The sequence below is a fragment of the Streptomyces sp. NPDC030893 genome, assembly GCF_055571535.1.
The window spans coordinates 253,340-269,368 of record NZ_JBVIFC010000003.1 but is presented as its reverse complement, the minus strand read 5'-3'; the positions used below and the strand labels follow the sequence as shown (position 1 = coordinate 269,368).

The 16,029-nt window shown below is 74.4% G+C and carries 12 protein-coding genes; 10 read left to right on the top strand and 2 right to left on the bottom strand.

Annotated features, from left to right (window positions below; translation table 11 throughout):
- Positions 1–139 precede the first annotated feature (139 nt).
- The 3 genes from ACZ434_RS08880 (at position 140) to ACZ434_RS08870 (ending at position 6,015) form a co-directional block, all read left to right on the top strand.
- Positions 140–2,536, top strand: a complete 2,397-nt coding sequence (locus ACZ434_RS08880; RefSeq protein WP_468453345.1) for an MFS transporter — start codon at positions 140–142, stop codon at positions 2,534–2,536.
- A gap of 144 nt (positions 2,537–2,680) precedes the next feature.
- Positions 2,681–5,140 carry a SpoIIE family protein phosphatase gene (locus ACZ434_RS08875; protein WP_468453342.1) on the top strand — a complete coding sequence of 820 codons (2,460 nt, stop codon included), beginning with the start codon at positions 2,681–2,683 and terminating at the stop codon, positions 5,138–5,140.
- Between the two features lie 149 nt (positions 5,141–5,289).
- Complete coding sequence (locus tag ACZ434_RS08870) at positions 5,290–6,015, top strand: methyltransferase domain-containing protein (protein WP_468453340.1); 726 nt, start codon at positions 5,290–5,292, stop codon at positions 6,013–6,015.
- A gap of 9 nt (positions 6,016–6,024) precedes the next feature.
- Here ACZ434_RS08870 and ACZ434_RS08865 read toward each other — a convergent pair whose 3' ends face one another.
- On the bottom strand, positions 6,025–6,924 hold the full coding sequence (locus ACZ434_RS08865; protein ID WP_468453699.1) for an alpha/beta fold hydrolase: 900 nt from the start codon (positions 6,922–6,924) through the stop codon (positions 6,025–6,027).
- Positions 6,925–7,310: 386 nt separating this feature from the next.
- On the opposite strand from ACZ434_RS08865, the gene ACZ434_RS08860 reads away from it, so the two are divergent.
- The 6 genes from ACZ434_RS08860 to ACZ434_RS08835 all read left to right on the top strand — a co-directional run bounded on the left by ACZ434_RS08860 (position 7,311) and on the right by ACZ434_RS08835 (position 14,988).
- Positions 7,311–8,144 carry a M55 family metallopeptidase gene (locus ACZ434_RS08860; protein ID WP_468453338.1) on the top strand — a complete coding sequence of 278 codons (834 nt, stop codon included), beginning with the start codon at positions 7,311–7,313 and terminating at the stop codon, positions 8,142–8,144.
- Positions 8,137–9,441 (top strand): M20/M25/M40 family metallo-hydrolase, encoded by a 1,305-nt coding sequence (locus tag ACZ434_RS08855; protein WP_468453336.1) that lies wholly within the window; start codon positions 8,137–8,139, stop codon positions 9,439–9,441. The genes ACZ434_RS08860 and ACZ434_RS08855 overlap by 8 nt, the downstream gene beginning before the upstream one ends.
- 16 nt (positions 9,442–9,457) lie before the next feature.
- The gene (locus tag ACZ434_RS08850) at positions 9,458–11,410 is read left to right on the top strand and encodes a S9 family peptidase (protein ID WP_468453697.1); all 1,953 of its coding nucleotides are present in this window, start codon (positions 9,458–9,460) and stop codon (positions 11,408–11,410) included.
- A complete protein-coding gene (locus tag ACZ434_RS08845) occupies positions 11,407–12,339 on the top strand; it encodes a S66 peptidase family protein (RefSeq protein WP_468453334.1) in 933 nt (310 codons plus the stop codon). The genes ACZ434_RS08850 and ACZ434_RS08845 overlap by 4 nt, the downstream gene beginning before the upstream one ends.
- A 30-nt stretch (positions 12,340–12,369) precedes the next feature.
- The gene (locus ACZ434_RS08840; protein ID WP_468453332.1) at positions 12,370–12,924 is read left to right on the top strand and encodes a GNAT family N-acetyltransferase; all 555 of its coding nucleotides are present in this window, start codon (positions 12,370–12,372) and stop codon (positions 12,922–12,924) included.
- A gap of 102 nt (positions 12,925–13,026) precedes the next feature.
- Positions 13,027–14,988: a DUF5107 domain-containing protein gene (locus tag ACZ434_RS08835; RefSeq protein WP_468453330.1), complete on the top strand. Its 1,962-nt coding sequence runs from the start codon at positions 13,027–13,029 to the stop codon at positions 14,986–14,988.
- A gap of 9 nt (positions 14,989–14,997) precedes the next feature.
- On the opposite strand, the gene ACZ434_RS08830 is transcribed toward ACZ434_RS08835, so the two are convergent.
- Entirely contained in the window at positions 14,998–15,345 is a 348-nt protein-coding gene (locus tag ACZ434_RS08830) for a VOC family protein (protein ID WP_468453328.1), read from the bottom strand.
- Positions 15,346–15,465: 120 nt separating this feature from the next.
- Between ACZ434_RS08830 and ACZ434_RS08825 the strand changes: the two genes are divergently transcribed.
- Positions 15,466–15,876, top strand: coding sequence for a phage holin family protein (locus ACZ434_RS08825; protein ID WP_468453326.1), 411 nt, complete (start codon positions 15,466–15,468; stop codon positions 15,874–15,876).
- The last annotated feature ends 153 nt before the right edge of the window (positions 15,877–16,029 follow it).

The window sequence follows — 16,029 nt, the reverse complement described above, 5'->3', positions numbered from 1 at the left end:
AGAACCGGTGGGGAGTTGACTCCTCACCGGTTCGGGTGATCCGGCAACGGACCGCCTCTGTCCCGTAACTCGCCGCGCTTGCTCGTAGTTGTCGCTTTTACGCGGGAAATGTCCGGCGGTGCGACGAGGGGAGCGGCACGTGGGCGGGATCACTCTGACGCAGGACGAGCCGGTCACGGCACCACCGGCCGAGGGCCCGCCGCCCCCGGCTCCGGTCGCGGAACCGGGGCTGAGCCCCCGCCGGGTCCGGCTGGTCTTCGTCGCCCTGATGCTGGCGCTGCTGCTCGCCGCCCTGGAGCAGATGATCGTCGCCACCGCGCTCCCGAAGATCGTCGGCGAGCTGCACGGACTGGACAGCATGTCCTGGGCGATCACCGCCTATCTCCTCACCTCCACCATCGGGCTGCCCGTGTACGGCAAGCTCGGCGACCTGCTCGGCCGCAAGGGCGTCTTCCAGTTCGCGATCCTCGTCTTCGTCATCGGCTCCGCGCTGGCCGGCCGGGCGACCACCATGGACCAGCTGATCGCCTACCGCGCGGTGCAGGGCGTCGGCGCGGGCGGCCTGATGATCGGCGTCCAGGCGATCATGGCGGACATCGTGCCCGCGCGGCAGCGCGGCCGCTTCATGGGGCTGATCGGCGCCGCCTTCGGCCTCGCCTCCGTCGCCGGCCCGCTGCTCGGCGGCTACTTCACCGACCACCTCTCGTGGCGCTGGTGCTTCTACATCAACGTGCCGTTCGGCATCGTCACCATGATCGTCGTCGCCCTGGTGCTCAAGCTGCCCAAGCCGCCCGCGCGCGGCCGCTTCGACGTCCTCGGCACCCTGCTGCTCGCCGCCGCCTCCACCTGCCTGGTGCTGCTGACCACCTGGGGCGGCACCGAGTACGCCTGGGGCTCCCGCGTCGTACTCGGTCTCGGCGCCGGCGCCGCCGCGGCCACCGTGCTCTTCGTCGTCGTCGAGCGCTTCGCCGCCGAACCCCTCATCCCGCTCCGGCTGTTCCGCGACTCCGTCTTCAACATCACCGGCCTGGTCGGCCTGGTGACCGGCGTCGCCCTCTTCGGCGCCGCCAGCTACCTGCCGACGTACCTGCAGATGGTCGACGGGGCCTCCGCCACCGAGTCCGGGCTGCTGATGCTGCCCATGATGGGCGGCATCGTCGTCGCCTCGATCGTCTCCGGGCAGCTCATCAGCCGCAGCGGACGCTACCGGTGGCACCCCGTCGCCGGATCCGCCCTGGCGGTCGCCGGCATGTGGCTGCTCTCCGGCCTGGAGACCGGCACGCCCCGGCTGCACTACAGCCTCTGGATGGCCGTCCTCGGGGCCGGCATCGGCATGGTGATGCCGGTGCTGATCCTCGCCGTGCAGAACTCCGTGTGCCCCGCCGACCTCGGCACCGCCACCAGCGCCAACAACTACTTCCGGCAGATCGGCGGCAGCGTCGGCGCCGCCGTCTTCGGCACGCTCTTCGCCGACCGGCTCACCGACGCGCTCGCCGAGCGCCTCCCCGCGGACGCGGACACGCCGGACGCCGAGTCCATCAGCCCCGAGCTGGTGCACGCGCTGCCGCCCGGGCTGCGCGACGCCTATGTGCAGGCCTACGCCGACGCCATGCCGCGCATCTTCCTCTACCTCGTGCCGGTGCTCGTCCTCGGCCTGCTCATCGCCTTCTTCCTCAAGGAGAAACCACTGGTGTCCCACCACACCCCCATCGCCGACCCGGTCCGGGAAGCACCGCACAGCGACGGCCGTGTCCCCCAGGCACGTTCACCGCACACCGGCGGCATCCCCGTCTGCGGGACCGTGCAGCACCCGGACGGGACCGCCGTACCGCGCGCGGCGCTCACCCTCATCGACGTCTCGGGACAGCAGACCGGACGCGGAGCCAGCGGCCCGGACGGGCGGTACGCGCTGGCCACGCCGGGACCGGGCGCGTACGTCCTGATCGCCGCCGCCGGCGGTCACCAGCCGCAGGCGGTCTCCGTGACCGTGGGCGAGCGGCCCGTCGAACTCGACGTCGTCCTCGGCGGCGCGGGCCGCCTGGCCGGCAGCGTCCTCACCGCCGACGGCACACCGGTGCGGGACGCCGCCGTCACCCTCACCAACGTCCACGGCGAGGTCGTCGCCAGTACCCGCAGCGGACGGGAGGGCGGCTACGTCATCACCGAGCTGGTGGCCGGCGAGTACACCCTCGCCGCGAGCGCCCCCGCCTTCCGCCCGGCCGCCCTCCCGGTCACCGTCCAGGCCGCCCGCGAGACCCGCCAGGACGTCGAACTCGCCGGCGGCGCCGTACTGCGCGGCACCGTGCGGGCCGGCGGCGGACGGCCCGTCGAGGAGGCGCGCGTGACCCTCCTGGACGCGGCGGGCAACGTCGTCGACACCCTCACCACCGGACCCGACGGCACCTTCCGCTTCGTCGACCTCTCCTCCGGCGAGTACACCGTCATCGCCGCCGGCTACCCGCCGGTCGCGACCGTGCTCCAGGTGGCCGGCGGGGGCCGTACGGAACGCGACCTCCAACTCGGTCACGAGGACTGAAACGGTCCTCCGCAAGGGGAAGCGCACGCCGGTGCGCGCACCGGCGGGCAATTCCCGAATTGCCGCACATCGCGACCGGCCGTGCCCCTACGGTGGTCACGGCGGTACAGATCTTGCACAGCCGGGGGAGAGAGGGCCTGGGCCATGGACCGTGGCACCGAGCGGAACGCGGGCGAACCTCCCGATCGGCGCACCGGGGACGGCACGGTGAGCGGACACGGCGAAGCCGGCCGGATCCCGCTGGCCGTGGTCGTCGTCGACCGCGACGGACTCGTCTCGCACTGGAGCACCGGCGCGCGGCGCCTGTTCTCCCTCCCCAGGGAGGACGCGCTCGGCCGCCCCGCGGTCGACCTGCTGCCGGTGACCGGGGCCCTGCCCGAGGACGAGGAGGACACCCCGTACGGGGCGTACGCCCCCTACGACGGACTGGGACCGGGCCTCGGCGCCTCCCTCGGCGGGGGCCTGGCCTACCCCGCCGCGGGCCGGGCCCGTCTCGCCGCCTCCGGGAGCGGGCGCGTCGACGTGCTGTGGTGGGCCTATCCACTGGTGGGCCCGGGACGCGAGCGGCTGCTGGTGCTGGCCGCCGACGCGGACGCGCTGCGCGCGGACGAGCCAGGGGTGTTCGAGCGCATCGCGCCCGGCTTCGCCCTGCACACCGACTTCCCCGGCTCCGAGGACCTCGCCCGCCGGCTCCCCGAGATCCTCCCCAGCATGAGCGTCGACGACGGCGCCCGGATCGCCTCCCAGGTCCTCGAACTCGGCTACCCCGTCCTCGAGTTCAGCCAGAACGACCGGGTGCCGGTGACCCCCGACTGGGGTGTGCCCCGGCGGGTGGAACGCCGGGAGCGCCGCGAACGGGCCGCCCGCGCGCTCGCGGCCGGCGAACCGGTGCCCGAGGAACTGCGGGACGAGAGCGAGGACCTCGAGTACGCCGCCGTCCGGGAACGCCTGGAGTTCCTCAACGAGGTCAGCTCCCGCATCGGCACCTCCCTCGACCTCTCCCGCACCATCGTCGAGGTCAGCAAGGCCGTCGTGCCCCGCTTCACCGACGTCGCCGGCACCTATCTGCGCGAACAGGTCGTCGCCGGCGAGGGGTTCGACGAGGGCGTGCCCGACACCACCACCCTGTGGCACCGGGTCGCCCTGGAACACACCGACGAACCCGGCCGGTGGGACGACGTCGTGCCCGTCGGCGAGGCCATGCCCTTCCCGGCGCACACCCCGTTCTTCCAGTGCATGACCACCGGCGAACCCGTCCTGGTCCCGCACATCAGCGAGGAGATGGGCCACGCCATCGCCTCCCAGTTCGACAAGCGCGACATCCGGCCGCTGATCACCGGCCGCTCCATGCTGGTCGTACCGCTGAAGGCACGGCAGGTCGTCCTCGGCTTCATGATCCTGCTGCGCCACCCCGAACGGCGCCTGTTCGACGACATGGACCGCGTCACCGGCGCCGAACTCGCCGCCCGCGCGGGCCTCGTGCTCGACAACGCGCGCATGTACACGTACCAGGAGAACGTCGCCGAGACGCTCCAGGACAGCATGCTGCCGCACATCCCGCCGCGCATGGCGGGCTGCGACATCGCCACCCGCTATCTGCCGGGCACCCTCCTCGGACGGATCGGCGGCGACTGGTTCGACTCGGTGAAACTGCCCGGCGCCCGCACCGCGTTCGTCGTCGGCGACGTCATGGGGCACGGCCTGAACTCGGCCGCGATGATGGGCCAGTTGCGCACCGCCGTACAGACCATGGCCGCCCTGGACCTGCCGCCCGCGCAACTCCTGCGCAACCTCGACGACCTCGCCCAGCGCCTCGGCGACACCTACCTCGCGACCTGCCTGTACGCCGTCTACGACCCCATCGCGAGCGAACTGTGCCTCGCCAACGCCGGACACGTCCCGCCGGTACTGGTCCGTGCCGCGGACGGGCGCAGCGAACTGCTCGACCTGCCCACGGGCGCGCCCGTCGGCGTCGGGGGAGTGCCCTTCGAGTCGGTGCGGGTGCGCGTCGAGCCCGGTGACCGGCTGGTGATGTGCACCGACGGACTGGTCGAGGTGCGCGGCGAGGACATCGGTGTCGGGCTCGCCGCCCTGTGCGAGTCCGCCGCCCACCCGGCCGCGTCCATGGACGACGCCTGCGACACCATCATCAGGGCGCTCAACGTGCGTGGTGGCCGCAAGGACGACGTGGCGCTGCTGATGGCCCGCCTCGGCGGCATCGCACCCGACGACGTCGCCGAGTGGCGGCTGCGCCCCGAACCCTCCGAGACCGGCCGGGCCCGCGCGGTGGTCCGCGAGCAGCTGCACGAGTGGGGCCTGCCGAAACTCGTCGACAGCGCCGGGCTGATGGTGAGCGAGCTCGTCACCAACGCCGTACGGCACTCCCACGCGCACCCCGTCGCCCTGCGGCTGGTGCGCGGGGACACGCTGCTGTGCGAGGTGGAGGACGACGACCACGAGCTGCCGACGCTGATCGACGCGCGCCCGACGGACGAGACCGGGCGCGGACTGCGCGTGGTCTCCACCCTCGCCAGGGAGTGGGGCACGAGCCGGACCACGGCCGGCAAGAGCGTGTGGTTCGAACTGACGCTGCCGCGCCGCTGAGCGCGGACTTTCGTCGGTACGACGGCGCGTTCGACGGCGGACGAGCCGGCAACGGACGCGCTCACGCGCTTGTCCGCGCGCCCGGGGCGCGATACACCGTACTGGCCCGCCGCACGGGCGGGCCGGTGCTGCACCCTGGGGAGTCGGTCATGAGCGTGACGAGTCGGTACCGGGAGGCCTGGGAGGGCTTCTGGCGTGAGGCACCGGGCGAGCAGGGGGCCGTGTTCTGGGACGCGGAGCCCGCGATCACCGTGGCCCGCCACCTCGCCCTGTTCGAACCCCACCTGGTCGACCCGGGACTGCCGTTGGTCGACCTGGGCTGCGGCAACGGCACCCAGACCCGCTTCCTCGCCGGGCGTTTCCCGTACGTCCTCGGCGCGGACCTGTCGGCCGCCGCCCTGGAGCACGCCCGCGCCGCCGACCCGGCGGGCCGGGCGGGCTACCGCCTGCTGGACGCCGTGGAGAAGGCCGCGACGCAGACGCTGCACGCCGAACTCGGCGACGCCAACGTGTATGTGCGCGGTGTGCTGCACCAGTGCGAGGCAGGCGACCGGCAGGCGCTGGCGGACGGCATCGCCACGCTCGTCGGCGAGCACGGCCGGGCCTTCCTCGTCGAGCCGTCCGAGACCGCCGGAGCGGTACTGCGCCGCGTGGCGGCCGGCCCCGGCGGCCCGCCGCCGAAACTCGCGCCGGTCCTCCGGCACGGCATAGCGCCCGGCGAGGTCGCCGACTCGGCGATACCGGAGTTGCTCACCGCGGCCGGGCTGACCGTGCACGCGAGCGGCACCCTGCCGCTGGCGACCACCGAGTACGCCCCCGACGGCAGCCGCATCGAGCTGCCGTCCACGTGGCATGTGGCGGGGCGCACCGGGTAGTTTCCGGCCTCACCGGCCGTCCAGCGCGTGCGCCGAGTCCCGTACCGCGTCGGCGACTTCGCCGGCGGCCGGCGGGAACAGGACGGAGTAGTGGTGGGTGCCGTCGATCCGGTGGGCGGGCATCCGGCCGGGGTCGAGGTGTGCCGCGGCGACACGGTCCGGATCGTAGAGGGCCCGCGGTTCGTCGAGCAGTCCGCGCCCGGCCCACGGCAGGGTGCCGGTCACCCGCGGCCGGTGGACCGCGGCCAGGACCTCGGGGTCACCGAGCACGTCGGCGCCGTCCGCGCGGACCGGGTCGAGCACGCAGCTGCTGCGCAGCCGGGGCGCGCGGCCCGTGAGGTCGCGGTCGACGCAGGTGGCCACCTGGGGACTCCAGTGCGCGGCGAGCGCGGGGTGGGCGCGGAAGAACTCCCGGTGGGCCGCCCGGTCCTCGAAGGTCATCGACAGCCGCTGCATCGCCGGGCCGATGACGGCCCGGAGCAGTGCGTCGATGTCGGTGCCCGGCGGGGCGGGGAAGCCGAGGCCGCCGTCGGCCAGGACCACGCGCGGGAAGCGCTCCGGGTGACGGGCGGCGGCCAGGGCGGCGACGAAGGCGCCCATGGAGTGGCCGAGGAGCACCGCCTGCCGGTGACCGAGGTGGCCGAGGAGCACGAGGGCGTCACGGACGTGCGCGGCCGGACCGTACGGGCCGGGCAGCTCCGCGCCGCCGGCCCGGCCGCGCAGGTCGGGGGTGTAGAGGTCGGTGTCGGGCGGCGCGTCGGCCACGGCGGCGAACGCCAGGGAGTTGGCGGTGATGCCGTGCAGCGCGATGACCGGCGGGCCGTCGCCCGGCCACCGGGTGACGGTGAGTCCGCCGCCGCTCACCGGCACGGTGAGACTCCCCGGGGTGCCCGGGCCGGACGCGGTCATGAGCTCCTCCTCCGGCCCGGAGGCGGTGCGGCTGCCCGGGCTGGAGCACGAGGCGGTGAGCGCGGTGGCGACCACGGCCACGGCGGCGGGAAGGATGACGGATCCGCGCACGACCGGACGGCTCCTCGGTGCGGCGGTGGATACGCCCGGGGGACGCGGGTCCGTCATGGATCGGATCACCGGGTCCTGGGCGGTACCCGGCAGTGTGTTGCGCGCCACTGACCGCCACCATGTGGTGCGACTGCATGGGGCACGGCCCTGCCATGCAGGCGGCACCTGTGTGGCGGCCCGAGGGGGGAGGGGCCGTGACGCGTGTCAGTGGTGTGGACCTATGACTGTCGAGTCGCCCCTGGTCAGCATATTCTTCGGCATGTAGCGTCATCCGCATGAAGATCCTCATCAGCGCCGACATGGAAGGCGCCACCGGTGTCACCTGGCCGGCCGACGTGCTGCCGGGGACTCCCCAGTGGGAGCGGTGCCGGTCCATGTTCACCTCGGACGTCAACGCGGCCGTGCAGGGTTTCTTCGACGGCGGCGCCGACGAGGTGCTGATCAACGAGGCCCACTGGACCATGCGCAACCTGCTCCTGGAACAGCTCGACGAGCGGGCCGAGATGCTCACCGGCCGGCACAAGCCCCTGTCCATGGTGGAAGGCGTGCAGCACGGAGACGTCGACGGCATCGCCTTCATCGGCTACCACGCGGGCGCCGGCATGGAGGGCGTCCTCGCGCACACCTTCCTCGCCAACTCCATCACCGGGGTGTGGGTCGACGACGTACGGGCCAGCGAGGGCCTGCTCAACGCGCATGTGGTCGCCGAGTACGGAGTGCCGGTGGTCCTGGTCACCGGCGACGACGTGGCCTGCGAGGACGCGCTGGGCTACGCGCCCGAGGCACGGAAGGTCGCCGTCAAGGACCATGTGTCCCGGTACGCGGCGGTGTGCCGCACGCCCTCCCGGACCGCCGCCGACATCCGCGCGGCGGCCAAGGAGGCCGCGGCGCTGGCGGTCCGCAGGGAGCCGGTCGACGGCGGGCCCTTCACCGTCGCGGTCGAGTTCGACGCGGAGCATCTGGCGATGGCCGCCACCGTCGTCCCGGGCGTGACCCGGACCGGCGAGCGGAAGATCGCGTACACCAGCCGCACCATGTACGAGGGAATCCGCACCTTCAAGGCGGTCACCACGATCGCCTCGAACGCGGTGGAGGAGCAGTATGGCTGACGAGCGGGCCCTGGACGAGGTCGTGACGTTCACGTCCGACCTGATCCGGATCGACACGACCAACAGGGGCGGGGGCGACTGCCAGGAGCGGCCCGCCGCCGAGTACGCCGCCGCGCGGCTCGCGGAGGCCGGCCTGGAGCCGGTGCTCCTCGAGCGCACCCCCGGCCGCACCAACGTCGTCGCGCGTCTGGAGGGCAGCGACCCGTCGGCCGACGCGCTGCTCGTCCACGGGCACCTGGACGTCGTACCGGCCGAGGCGGCCGACTGGAGCGTGCACCCGTTCTCCGGGGAGATCCGCGACGGGGTCGTGTGGGGCCGCGGCGCCGTCGACATGAAGAACATGGACGCGATGATCCTCGCCGTGGTGCGGGCCTGGGCCCGCCAGGGCGTGCGGCCCCGGCGCGACATCGTCATCGCGTTCACCGCCGACGAGGAGGCCAGCGCCGAGGACGGCTCCGGATTCCTCGCCGACCGCCACGCCCACCTCTTCGAGGGCTGCACCGAGGGCGTCAGCGAGTCGGGCGCCTTCACCTTCCACGACGGCGACGGCCGGCAGTTCTACCCGATCGCGGCCGGCGAGCGCGGCACCGCCTGGCTGAAGCTCACCGCGCGCGGCCGGGCCGGACACGGCTCCAAGGTCAACCGGGAGAACGCGGTGACCCGCCTGGCCGCCGCCGTCACCCGCATCGGCGAGCACGAGTGGCCGCTGCGGCTCACCCCGACGGTCCGGGCCGCGCTCACCGAGATCGCCGCGGTGTACGGCATCGAGACCGACCTGTCCGACGTGGACGCCCTGCTGGAGAAGCTCGGCACGGCGGGCAGACTCGTCGAGGCGACCGTCCGCAACAGCGCCAACCCGACCATGCTGGACGCCGGTTACAAGCTCAACGTGATCCCCGGCGAGGCCGTGGCGCACGTCGACGGCCGGTTCCTGTCGGGCGCCGAGGACGAGTTCCGCGCGACCATGGACCGGCTCACCGGACCGGACGTCGACTGGGAGTTCGCGCACCACGAGACCGCCCTCCAGGCACCGGTGGACTCGCCCACGTTCGCCCGGATGCGGGCCGCCGTGCAGGAGTTCGCGCCCGAGGGGCACGTCGTGCCGTACTGCATGTCGGGCGGCACGGACGCCAAGCAGTTCTCCCGGCTCGGCATCACCGGCTACGGCTTCGCGCCGCTGAAGCTGCCGGAGGGCTTCGACTACCAGGCCCTCTTCCACGGGGTCGACGAGCGCGTCCCGGTCGAGGCGCTCCACTTCGGCGTCCGCGTCCTCGACCGGTTCCTGCGGTCGGCCTGAACGAGTGGGGGAGACAGTGCAGACGGTGGCGTACGGCGAGTGGCCCTCGCCCATCGACGCGGCCACGGCCGCGGCCCACGACGGCAGCCCCGAGTTCGCGCGCTTCGTCGGCGACGAGGTGTGGTGGACCGAACCCCGGCCCGCCGAGGGCGGCCGGCGCACGCTGGTGCGGCGGCACGCCGACGGCACGGAGGAGTCCGTGCTGCCCGCGCCGTGGAACGTGCGCACCCGGGTCATCGAGTACGGCGGCCTCCCGTGGGCCGGTGCCGTGCGCGACGACGTCCCGGTCGTGGTGTTCGTGAACTTCGCCGACCAGCGCCTCTACCGCTACGAGCCGGGCGGCGAGCCCCGCCCGCTCACCCCCGTCTCGCCGGTCGGGGAGGGGCTGCGCTGGGCCGAGCCGGTCCTGCTGCCGGAGCGCGGCGAGGTGTGGTGCGTGCTGGAGGAGTTCACCGGCGACGGCCCGAGCGACGTACGCCGCGTCCTGGCCGCCGTGCCGCTGGACGGCTCCGCCGCCGGCGACCGCGGCGCCGTCCGCGAACTGAGCGACGGGCGGCACCGGTTCGTCACCGGGCCGCGCCTGTCGCCCGACGGCCGGCGCGCCGCCTGGATCGGCTGGGACCATCCGCGCATGCCGTGGGACGGCACCGACCTCCTCGTCGCCGACGTCTCCCCGGACGGCACCCTGACCGGCACCCGCCAGGTGGCCGGCGGGCCCGAGGAGTCCGTCCCCCAGGTGGACTGGACCCACGACGGCCGGCTGCTGTGGACGAGCGACCGCACCGGCTGGTGGAACCTCTACCGGGACGGCGAGCCGCTCTGCCCGCGCGAGGAGGAGTTCGGCGGGCCGCTGTGGAAGCTGGGGCACCGCTGGTTCGCCCCGCTGGACGGCGGACTGATCGCGGTCCTGCACGGCCGGGGCGCCCCCGCGCTCGGCGTGCTCGACCCCGAGACCGGTGAGGTCGTCGACGCCGCCGGGCCCTGGACCGAGTTCGCGCCCTCCGTGGCCGCCCACGGCGACCGGGTCGTCGCCGTCGGGGCCGGCCCGCGCAGCGGCCACGAGGTGGTGGAGCTGGACACCAGGACGGGCCGGGCCCGCGTGATCGGCGCCGCACACCGGGACGCCGTGGACCCGTCGTACTACCCCGAGCCGCAGGTGCGCACGTTCACCGGACCGGACGGCCGCGAGATCCACGCGCAGGTGTACGCGCCGCACCACCCGGACCGCACCGGGCCCGCCGACGAGCTTCCCCCGTACGTGATCTGGGCGCACGGCGGCCCCACCGGACGGGCGCCGCTCGTGCTCGACCTGGAGGTCGCCTACTTCACCTCGCGCGGCATCGGCGTCGCCGAGGTCAACTACGGCGGCTCCACCGGCTACGGGCGCGCGTACCGCAACCGGCTGCGCGAACAGTGGGGCGTGGTCGACGTCGAGGACTGCGCGGCCGTCGCGCTGGCCCTCGCCGACGAGGGCACCGCCGACCGCGACCGGCTCGCCGTCCGCGGCGGCAGCGCCGGCGGCTGGACCACCGCCGCCTCGCTCACCACGACCGACGTCTACGCCTGCGGCACCATCATCTACCCGGTGCTGGACCTCGCCGGCTGGGGCACGGGGGAGACCCACGACTTCGAGTCGCAGTACCTGGAGAGCCTGGTCGGCCCGCGCGCCGAGGTGCCCGGGCGGTACGCGGAGCGCTCACCCGTCGAACACGCCCACCGGCTCTCCGTGCCCTTCCTGATGCTCCAGGGGCTGGACGACGTGATCTGCCCGCCCGTGCAGTGCGAGCGGTTCCTGGCCCGGCTGGCCGGCCGGGGCGTGCCGCACGCGTACCTCACCTTCGAGGGCGAGAGCCACGGCTTCCGCCGGGCGGAGACGATGGTGCGCGCGCTGGAGGCCGAACTGTCCCTGTACGCCCAGGTGTTCGGCATGAAACCGCCGGGTGTCCCGGTGCTGGAGCTGGGCACGTGAGCCGGGTCGAGCCGCTGCGGCGGCCGTCCCGCCTCGCCCCCGGCGCCCGGGTGGCCGTCGTCGCGCCCAGCGGCCCGGTGCCCGAGGACCGGCTCCTGGCCGGCCTCGACGTACTAAGCGGCTGGGGCCTCGACCCGGTGGTGGCGCCCCATGTCCTCGACCGGCACGGCGAGTTCCGCTACCTCGCGGGCGGTGACGCCGACCGGGCCGCCGATCTGCAGACCGCCTGGTGCGACCCGGGCGTCGACGCGGTGATCTGCGCGCGCGGCGGCTACGGCGTCCAGCGCATGGTCGACTCCCTCGACTGGGAGGCGATGCGGGCGGCCGGGCCGAAGGTGTTCGTGGGCTTCAGCGACATCACCGCGCTGCACGAGGCGTTCGCGGTCCGGCTCGGCCTCGCCACCCTGCACGGGCCGATGGCCGCGGGCCTCGACTTCGTGAAGAGCGCGCGGGCCCAGGACCACCTCAGGGCCACCCTCTTCGACCCCGAGACGGTCCGCGTCATCCGCTCGGACGGCACGGCGCTGGTCCCCGGACGCGCCCGCGGTGTCACCCTCGGGGGCTGTCTCTCCCTGCTCGCCGGCGACCTGGGCACCCCGCACGCCCGGCCCTCCGCGCGCGGCGGACTGCTCTGCCTGGAGGACGTGGGGGAGGAGACCTACCGGCTGGACCGCTACCTCACCCAGCTGCTGCGGGCCGGCTGGCTGGACGGCGTCTCCGGGCTGCTGCTCGGCTCCTGGGCGCAGTGCGAGCCGTACGACGGGGTGCGGGCGATGCTCACCGACCGGCTCGGCGGCCTCGGGGTGCCGGTGGCCGAGCAGTTCGGGTTCGGCCACTGCGACGACGCGCTGACCGTTCCGTTCGGCGCGACGGCGGAACTCGACGCCGACGCGGGCACGCTGACACTGGACGAACCGGCGCTGAGCTGAACCGCCGCCGGGGCGGCGTAGGGTGGCGGGGTGCCGCACACCGCTTCCCGCTATCTCGCCGAGGGCGCCCGCGTGGGGCTGCGTCACTTCACCCACGCGGACGGCGCCGAGTTCACCGCCCGCGCCCGGGAGAGCAAGGACCTGCACCACCCCTGGCTGTTCCCGCCGGACAGCGCGGCGGCCTACGCCGCCTACGCCGGGCGGCTGATCGAGGACCGCACCAAGGCCGGGTTCCTGGTCTGCGAGAAGGAGGCGGACGGCGCCCTCGCCGGGTTCATCAACATCAACAACATCGTCGGGGGCGGCTTCCTGTGCGGCGCGCTGGGCTACGGCGCCTTCGCGCACGCGGCCGGACGCGGACTGATGCGCGAAGGCCTCGGCCTCGTCGTGCGCCACGCCTTCGGCCCGATGCGGCTGCACCGCCTGGAGATCAACGTACAGCCCGGCAACGCGGCCTCCATCGCTCTCGCCCGCGCCTGCGGCTTCCGCCTGGAGGGCTTCTCCCCGAAGATGCTCTTCATCGACGGCGCCTGGTGCGACCACCAGCGCTGGGCGATCACCAGGGAGATGACGGCCGGCCGGTGAGGACCGGACACCGGCTGCCGGCCGGGCACGCTGCCGCCCGGGGCCGGGCGGGGCAACCCCGGCCCGTACCGCCCCTGTTCAGGCGGGCCCGCGGCGGCTTCCATGGAGATCGTGACGACGATCCGACGTGAGGTACTGACGCTGCCCGCCGCGCACCTGGGCCCCGACAACCCGCTGCCCGCACTGCGTCCGCTCGACGAGACGCACCGCATCGACGACCGCGACAAGGAGGACCTGCCGCGCGACATGGCCCGGCAGATCGGCCACGCGCCCCTGCACAGCCTGCTGCCCGTCCCCGTCCGTGACGGCTACGACCGCCGGCGCGCACCCCGCCCCGTCGACGCCCTGGTGATCGAGAACGACCGGCTCCGCGCCACCGTGCTGCCCGCGCTCGGCGGCCGGATCGCCTCCCTCGTCCACAAGCCCACCGGCCGCGAACTCCTCTACCGCAACCCGGTGTTCCAGCCCGCCAACTTCGCCCTCAACGGTGCCTGGTTCTCCGGCGGCATCGAGTGGAACATCGGCGCCACCGGCCACACCACCCTGTCCTGCTCACCGGTGCACGCCGCCCGCGTCCCCGCCCCCGGCGGCGGGGAGATGCTGCGCCTGTGGGAGTGGGAGCGGCTGCGCGACCTGCCGTTCCAGGTCGACCTGTGGCTGCCGGACGGCTCCGACTTCCTGTACGCCGGCGTCCGGATCCGCAACCCGCACGAGAAGCCGGTACCGACGTACTGGTGGTCCAACATCGCCGTCCCCGAGGAGTGCCGCGTCCTCGCCCCCGCCGACGAGGCCTACCAGTTCGGCTACGAGCAGCGACTGCGCCGCGTGCCCGTCCCCGAGTACGACGGCGTCGACCGCACCTACCCCCTCAACAGCACCTACGCCGCCGACTACTTCTACGACGTCCCCGCGCACCGCAGGCGCTGGATCGCCGCACTGGACGCCGGCGGCCACGGCCTGGTGCAGACCTCCACCGACGTGCTGCGCGGCCGCAAGCTGTTCGTGTGGGGCCGCGGCCCCGGCGGGCGGAGCTGGCAGCGGTGGCTCACCGAGCCCGGCACCGGAGGCTACTGCGAGATCCAGGCGGGGCTCGCCCGCACCCAGTTGGAACACGTCGCGCTGGAGGCGGAGAGCGAGGTGTCCTGGCTGGAGGCGTACGGACCCTTCACCGCGCGGCCCGAGGGGCAGTGGAACGACGTACTGGGCGAGGCGGAGGCCCGCCTCGAAGCGGACCTTCCGCGCGCCGGGGTCGAGTCCGCGTACGCGGCCTGGCGGCAGCAGGCTGCCGACACCGAACCGGGCGAGCGGCTCGCGACGGGTTCCGGCTGGGGCGCGCTGGAGGTGCTGCGTGCCGGCTGGAAGCTGCCCGGCACCCCCTTCGACGAGACCACCCTGGACGGGGAACAGGCACCCTGGCTGCACCTGCTGCGCGCCGGCTCCTTCCCCGAGCGGGCCCCCGGCCGGCCGCCCGGCGGGACGCTGGTCGCCCGGCACTGGCGCGACATGCTGGAGACCGCGCCCGCCACGCCGCACACCGAGTACCACCTGGGCGTCGCCCAATGGCACGCCGGTGACCGGGCGCAGGCGGTACGCAGCTGGGAGCGGGGGCTGCGGCACGGCGCGTCGGCATGGCCGGCACTGCGCTGCCTGGCCGTCTCCGACCAGGAGGACCACCACCCCGAGCGGGCCGCCGACCGTTACCTGGAGGCCTTCGACGACCTCTGCCGCGAGGCGGGCGACACGGCGGGCGCGTGGGCGGCCGTCACCGCGGCGCTCGGCCGGGAGGCGGTCGAGGCGCTGCTCACCGTGGGCCGTACGGCGGACGCGCGGTCCGTGTGGCGGCGGCTGGACCCGGCGACCCGGGCCCGGGGCCGGTTCCGGCTGGCCGAGGCGGGGCTGCTGCTGGCCGAGGGGCGGCACGAGGAGGCCCGCGCCGTGTTCGACGCGGGCTTCGAGGTCGCCGACCTGCGGGAGGGGGACGAGGTCATCGGGCGGCTGTGGACCGCCCTCACCGGAGAACCCCTGCCGGAGCGCTACGACTTCCGGATGCGGCCCACACCCTGAGCGGGCGGGTCAGGCGCGGCGGTCCGCGTACTCGTAGACCGCCCCGTCCGGGTGCCGTGCGATGAGGTTGCGGCCCACCGGCGTGGGGACCGGGCCCGCGATGATGTCCGCGCCCATCTCCGCGAGCACCCGGCCGGCCTCCTCGACGTCCTGCACCGCGATGGTCGCGGCCACCCTGCGCAGCACGTCCAGTTCCGCCGCCGGGCCGCTCATCAGCAAGAAGCAGCCCACGGCGGCGACTTGGACGCCGGCCCGCTCGAAGCGGAGGGCCTTGCCGCCGGCCAGCCGCTCGTAGAAGGGGATGGCGGTCTCGATGTCGTCGACGCAGACGCGCAGTGTGGCACCCAGAATCTCCATGCCCACGAGCCTAGTTGCAGCGGGCGGGGCCCGGGGTTCACCCCGGACGATCTCCACACCGCTCTTCACACCGTGTCCGGGCGGGAGTTACGCGCCCGGGGCCACGGGTACCCGTCGGCCATGCAGCGTTTGGAGCACTTGGAGCATCTGGACAGGCACCTGGTCGACGAGCTGGCCCAGGTGGCCCGCGAGACCGTACGCGAGGAACTGCGCGAGCAGGCGCGGGGACAGCGCCGCAAGGCCGCCCTGTACGCCGGGTCCGGCGCCGCCGCGCTGTACGCGGGCGCGGCCGTCGCGCTGGCCGTCGGGCTCGCCCTCGCCCTGGTCCTGCCGGGCTGGGCCGCCGCGCTGATCACGGCCGCCCTCCTGGGCGCGGCGGCCTACGCCCTGCACGGCGCGGCCCGGCCCACGGGCCCCTCCGGGCAGATCACCGCGCCGGGCGGTGGCCGGAACGCCCCCGTCCCGCCGGTACCTTCGACCCCGCCCACGGCGGGCCCCACCCCGCCCCACCCGGGCACGCCCCGCGCCTGAACGGCCTGCCGGCCGGGGCGGGGGCAGATCACCGCGCCGGGCGGTGGCCGGGACGCCACGTCCCGCCGGTGCCGTCCCCGCCCACGGTGGGCCCCACCCCGCCCCACCCGGGTACGCCCCGCGCCTGACCCCACCTGAACGCCCGGCGGGCGG

Excerpts from the sequence above, each read along its gene's own strand:
- ACZ434_RS08875 (WP_468453342.1), top strand. The coding sequence starts at position 2,681 with ATGGACCGTGGCACCGAGCGGAACGCGGGCGAACCTCCCGATCGGCGC.
- ACZ434_RS08870 (WP_468453340.1), top strand. The coding sequence starts at position 5,290 with ATGAGCGTGACGAGTCGGTACCGGGAGGCCTGGGAGGGCTTCTGGCGT.
- ACZ434_RS08865 (WP_468453699.1), bottom strand. The coding sequence starts at position 6,924 with ATGACCGCGTCCGGCCCGGGCACCCCGGGGAGTCTCACCGTGCCGGTG.
- ACZ434_RS08860 (WP_468453338.1), top strand. The coding sequence starts at position 7,311 with ATGAAGATCCTCATCAGCGCCGACATGGAAGGCGCCACCGGTGTCACC.
- ACZ434_RS08855 (WP_468453336.1), top strand. The coding sequence starts at position 8,137 with ATGGCTGACGAGCGGGCCCTGGACGAGGTCGTGACGTTCACGTCCGAC.
- ACZ434_RS08835 (WP_468453330.1), top strand. The coding sequence starts at position 13,027 with ATGGAGATCGTGACGACGATCCGACGTGAGGTACTGACGCTGCCCGCC.
- ACZ434_RS08830 (WP_468453328.1), bottom strand. The coding sequence starts at position 15,345 with ATGGAGATTCTGGGTGCCACACTGCGCGTCTGCGTCGACGACATCGAG.
- ACZ434_RS08825 (WP_468453326.1), top strand. The coding sequence starts at position 15,466 with ATGCAGCGTTTGGAGCACTTGGAGCATCTGGACAGGCACCTGGTCGAC.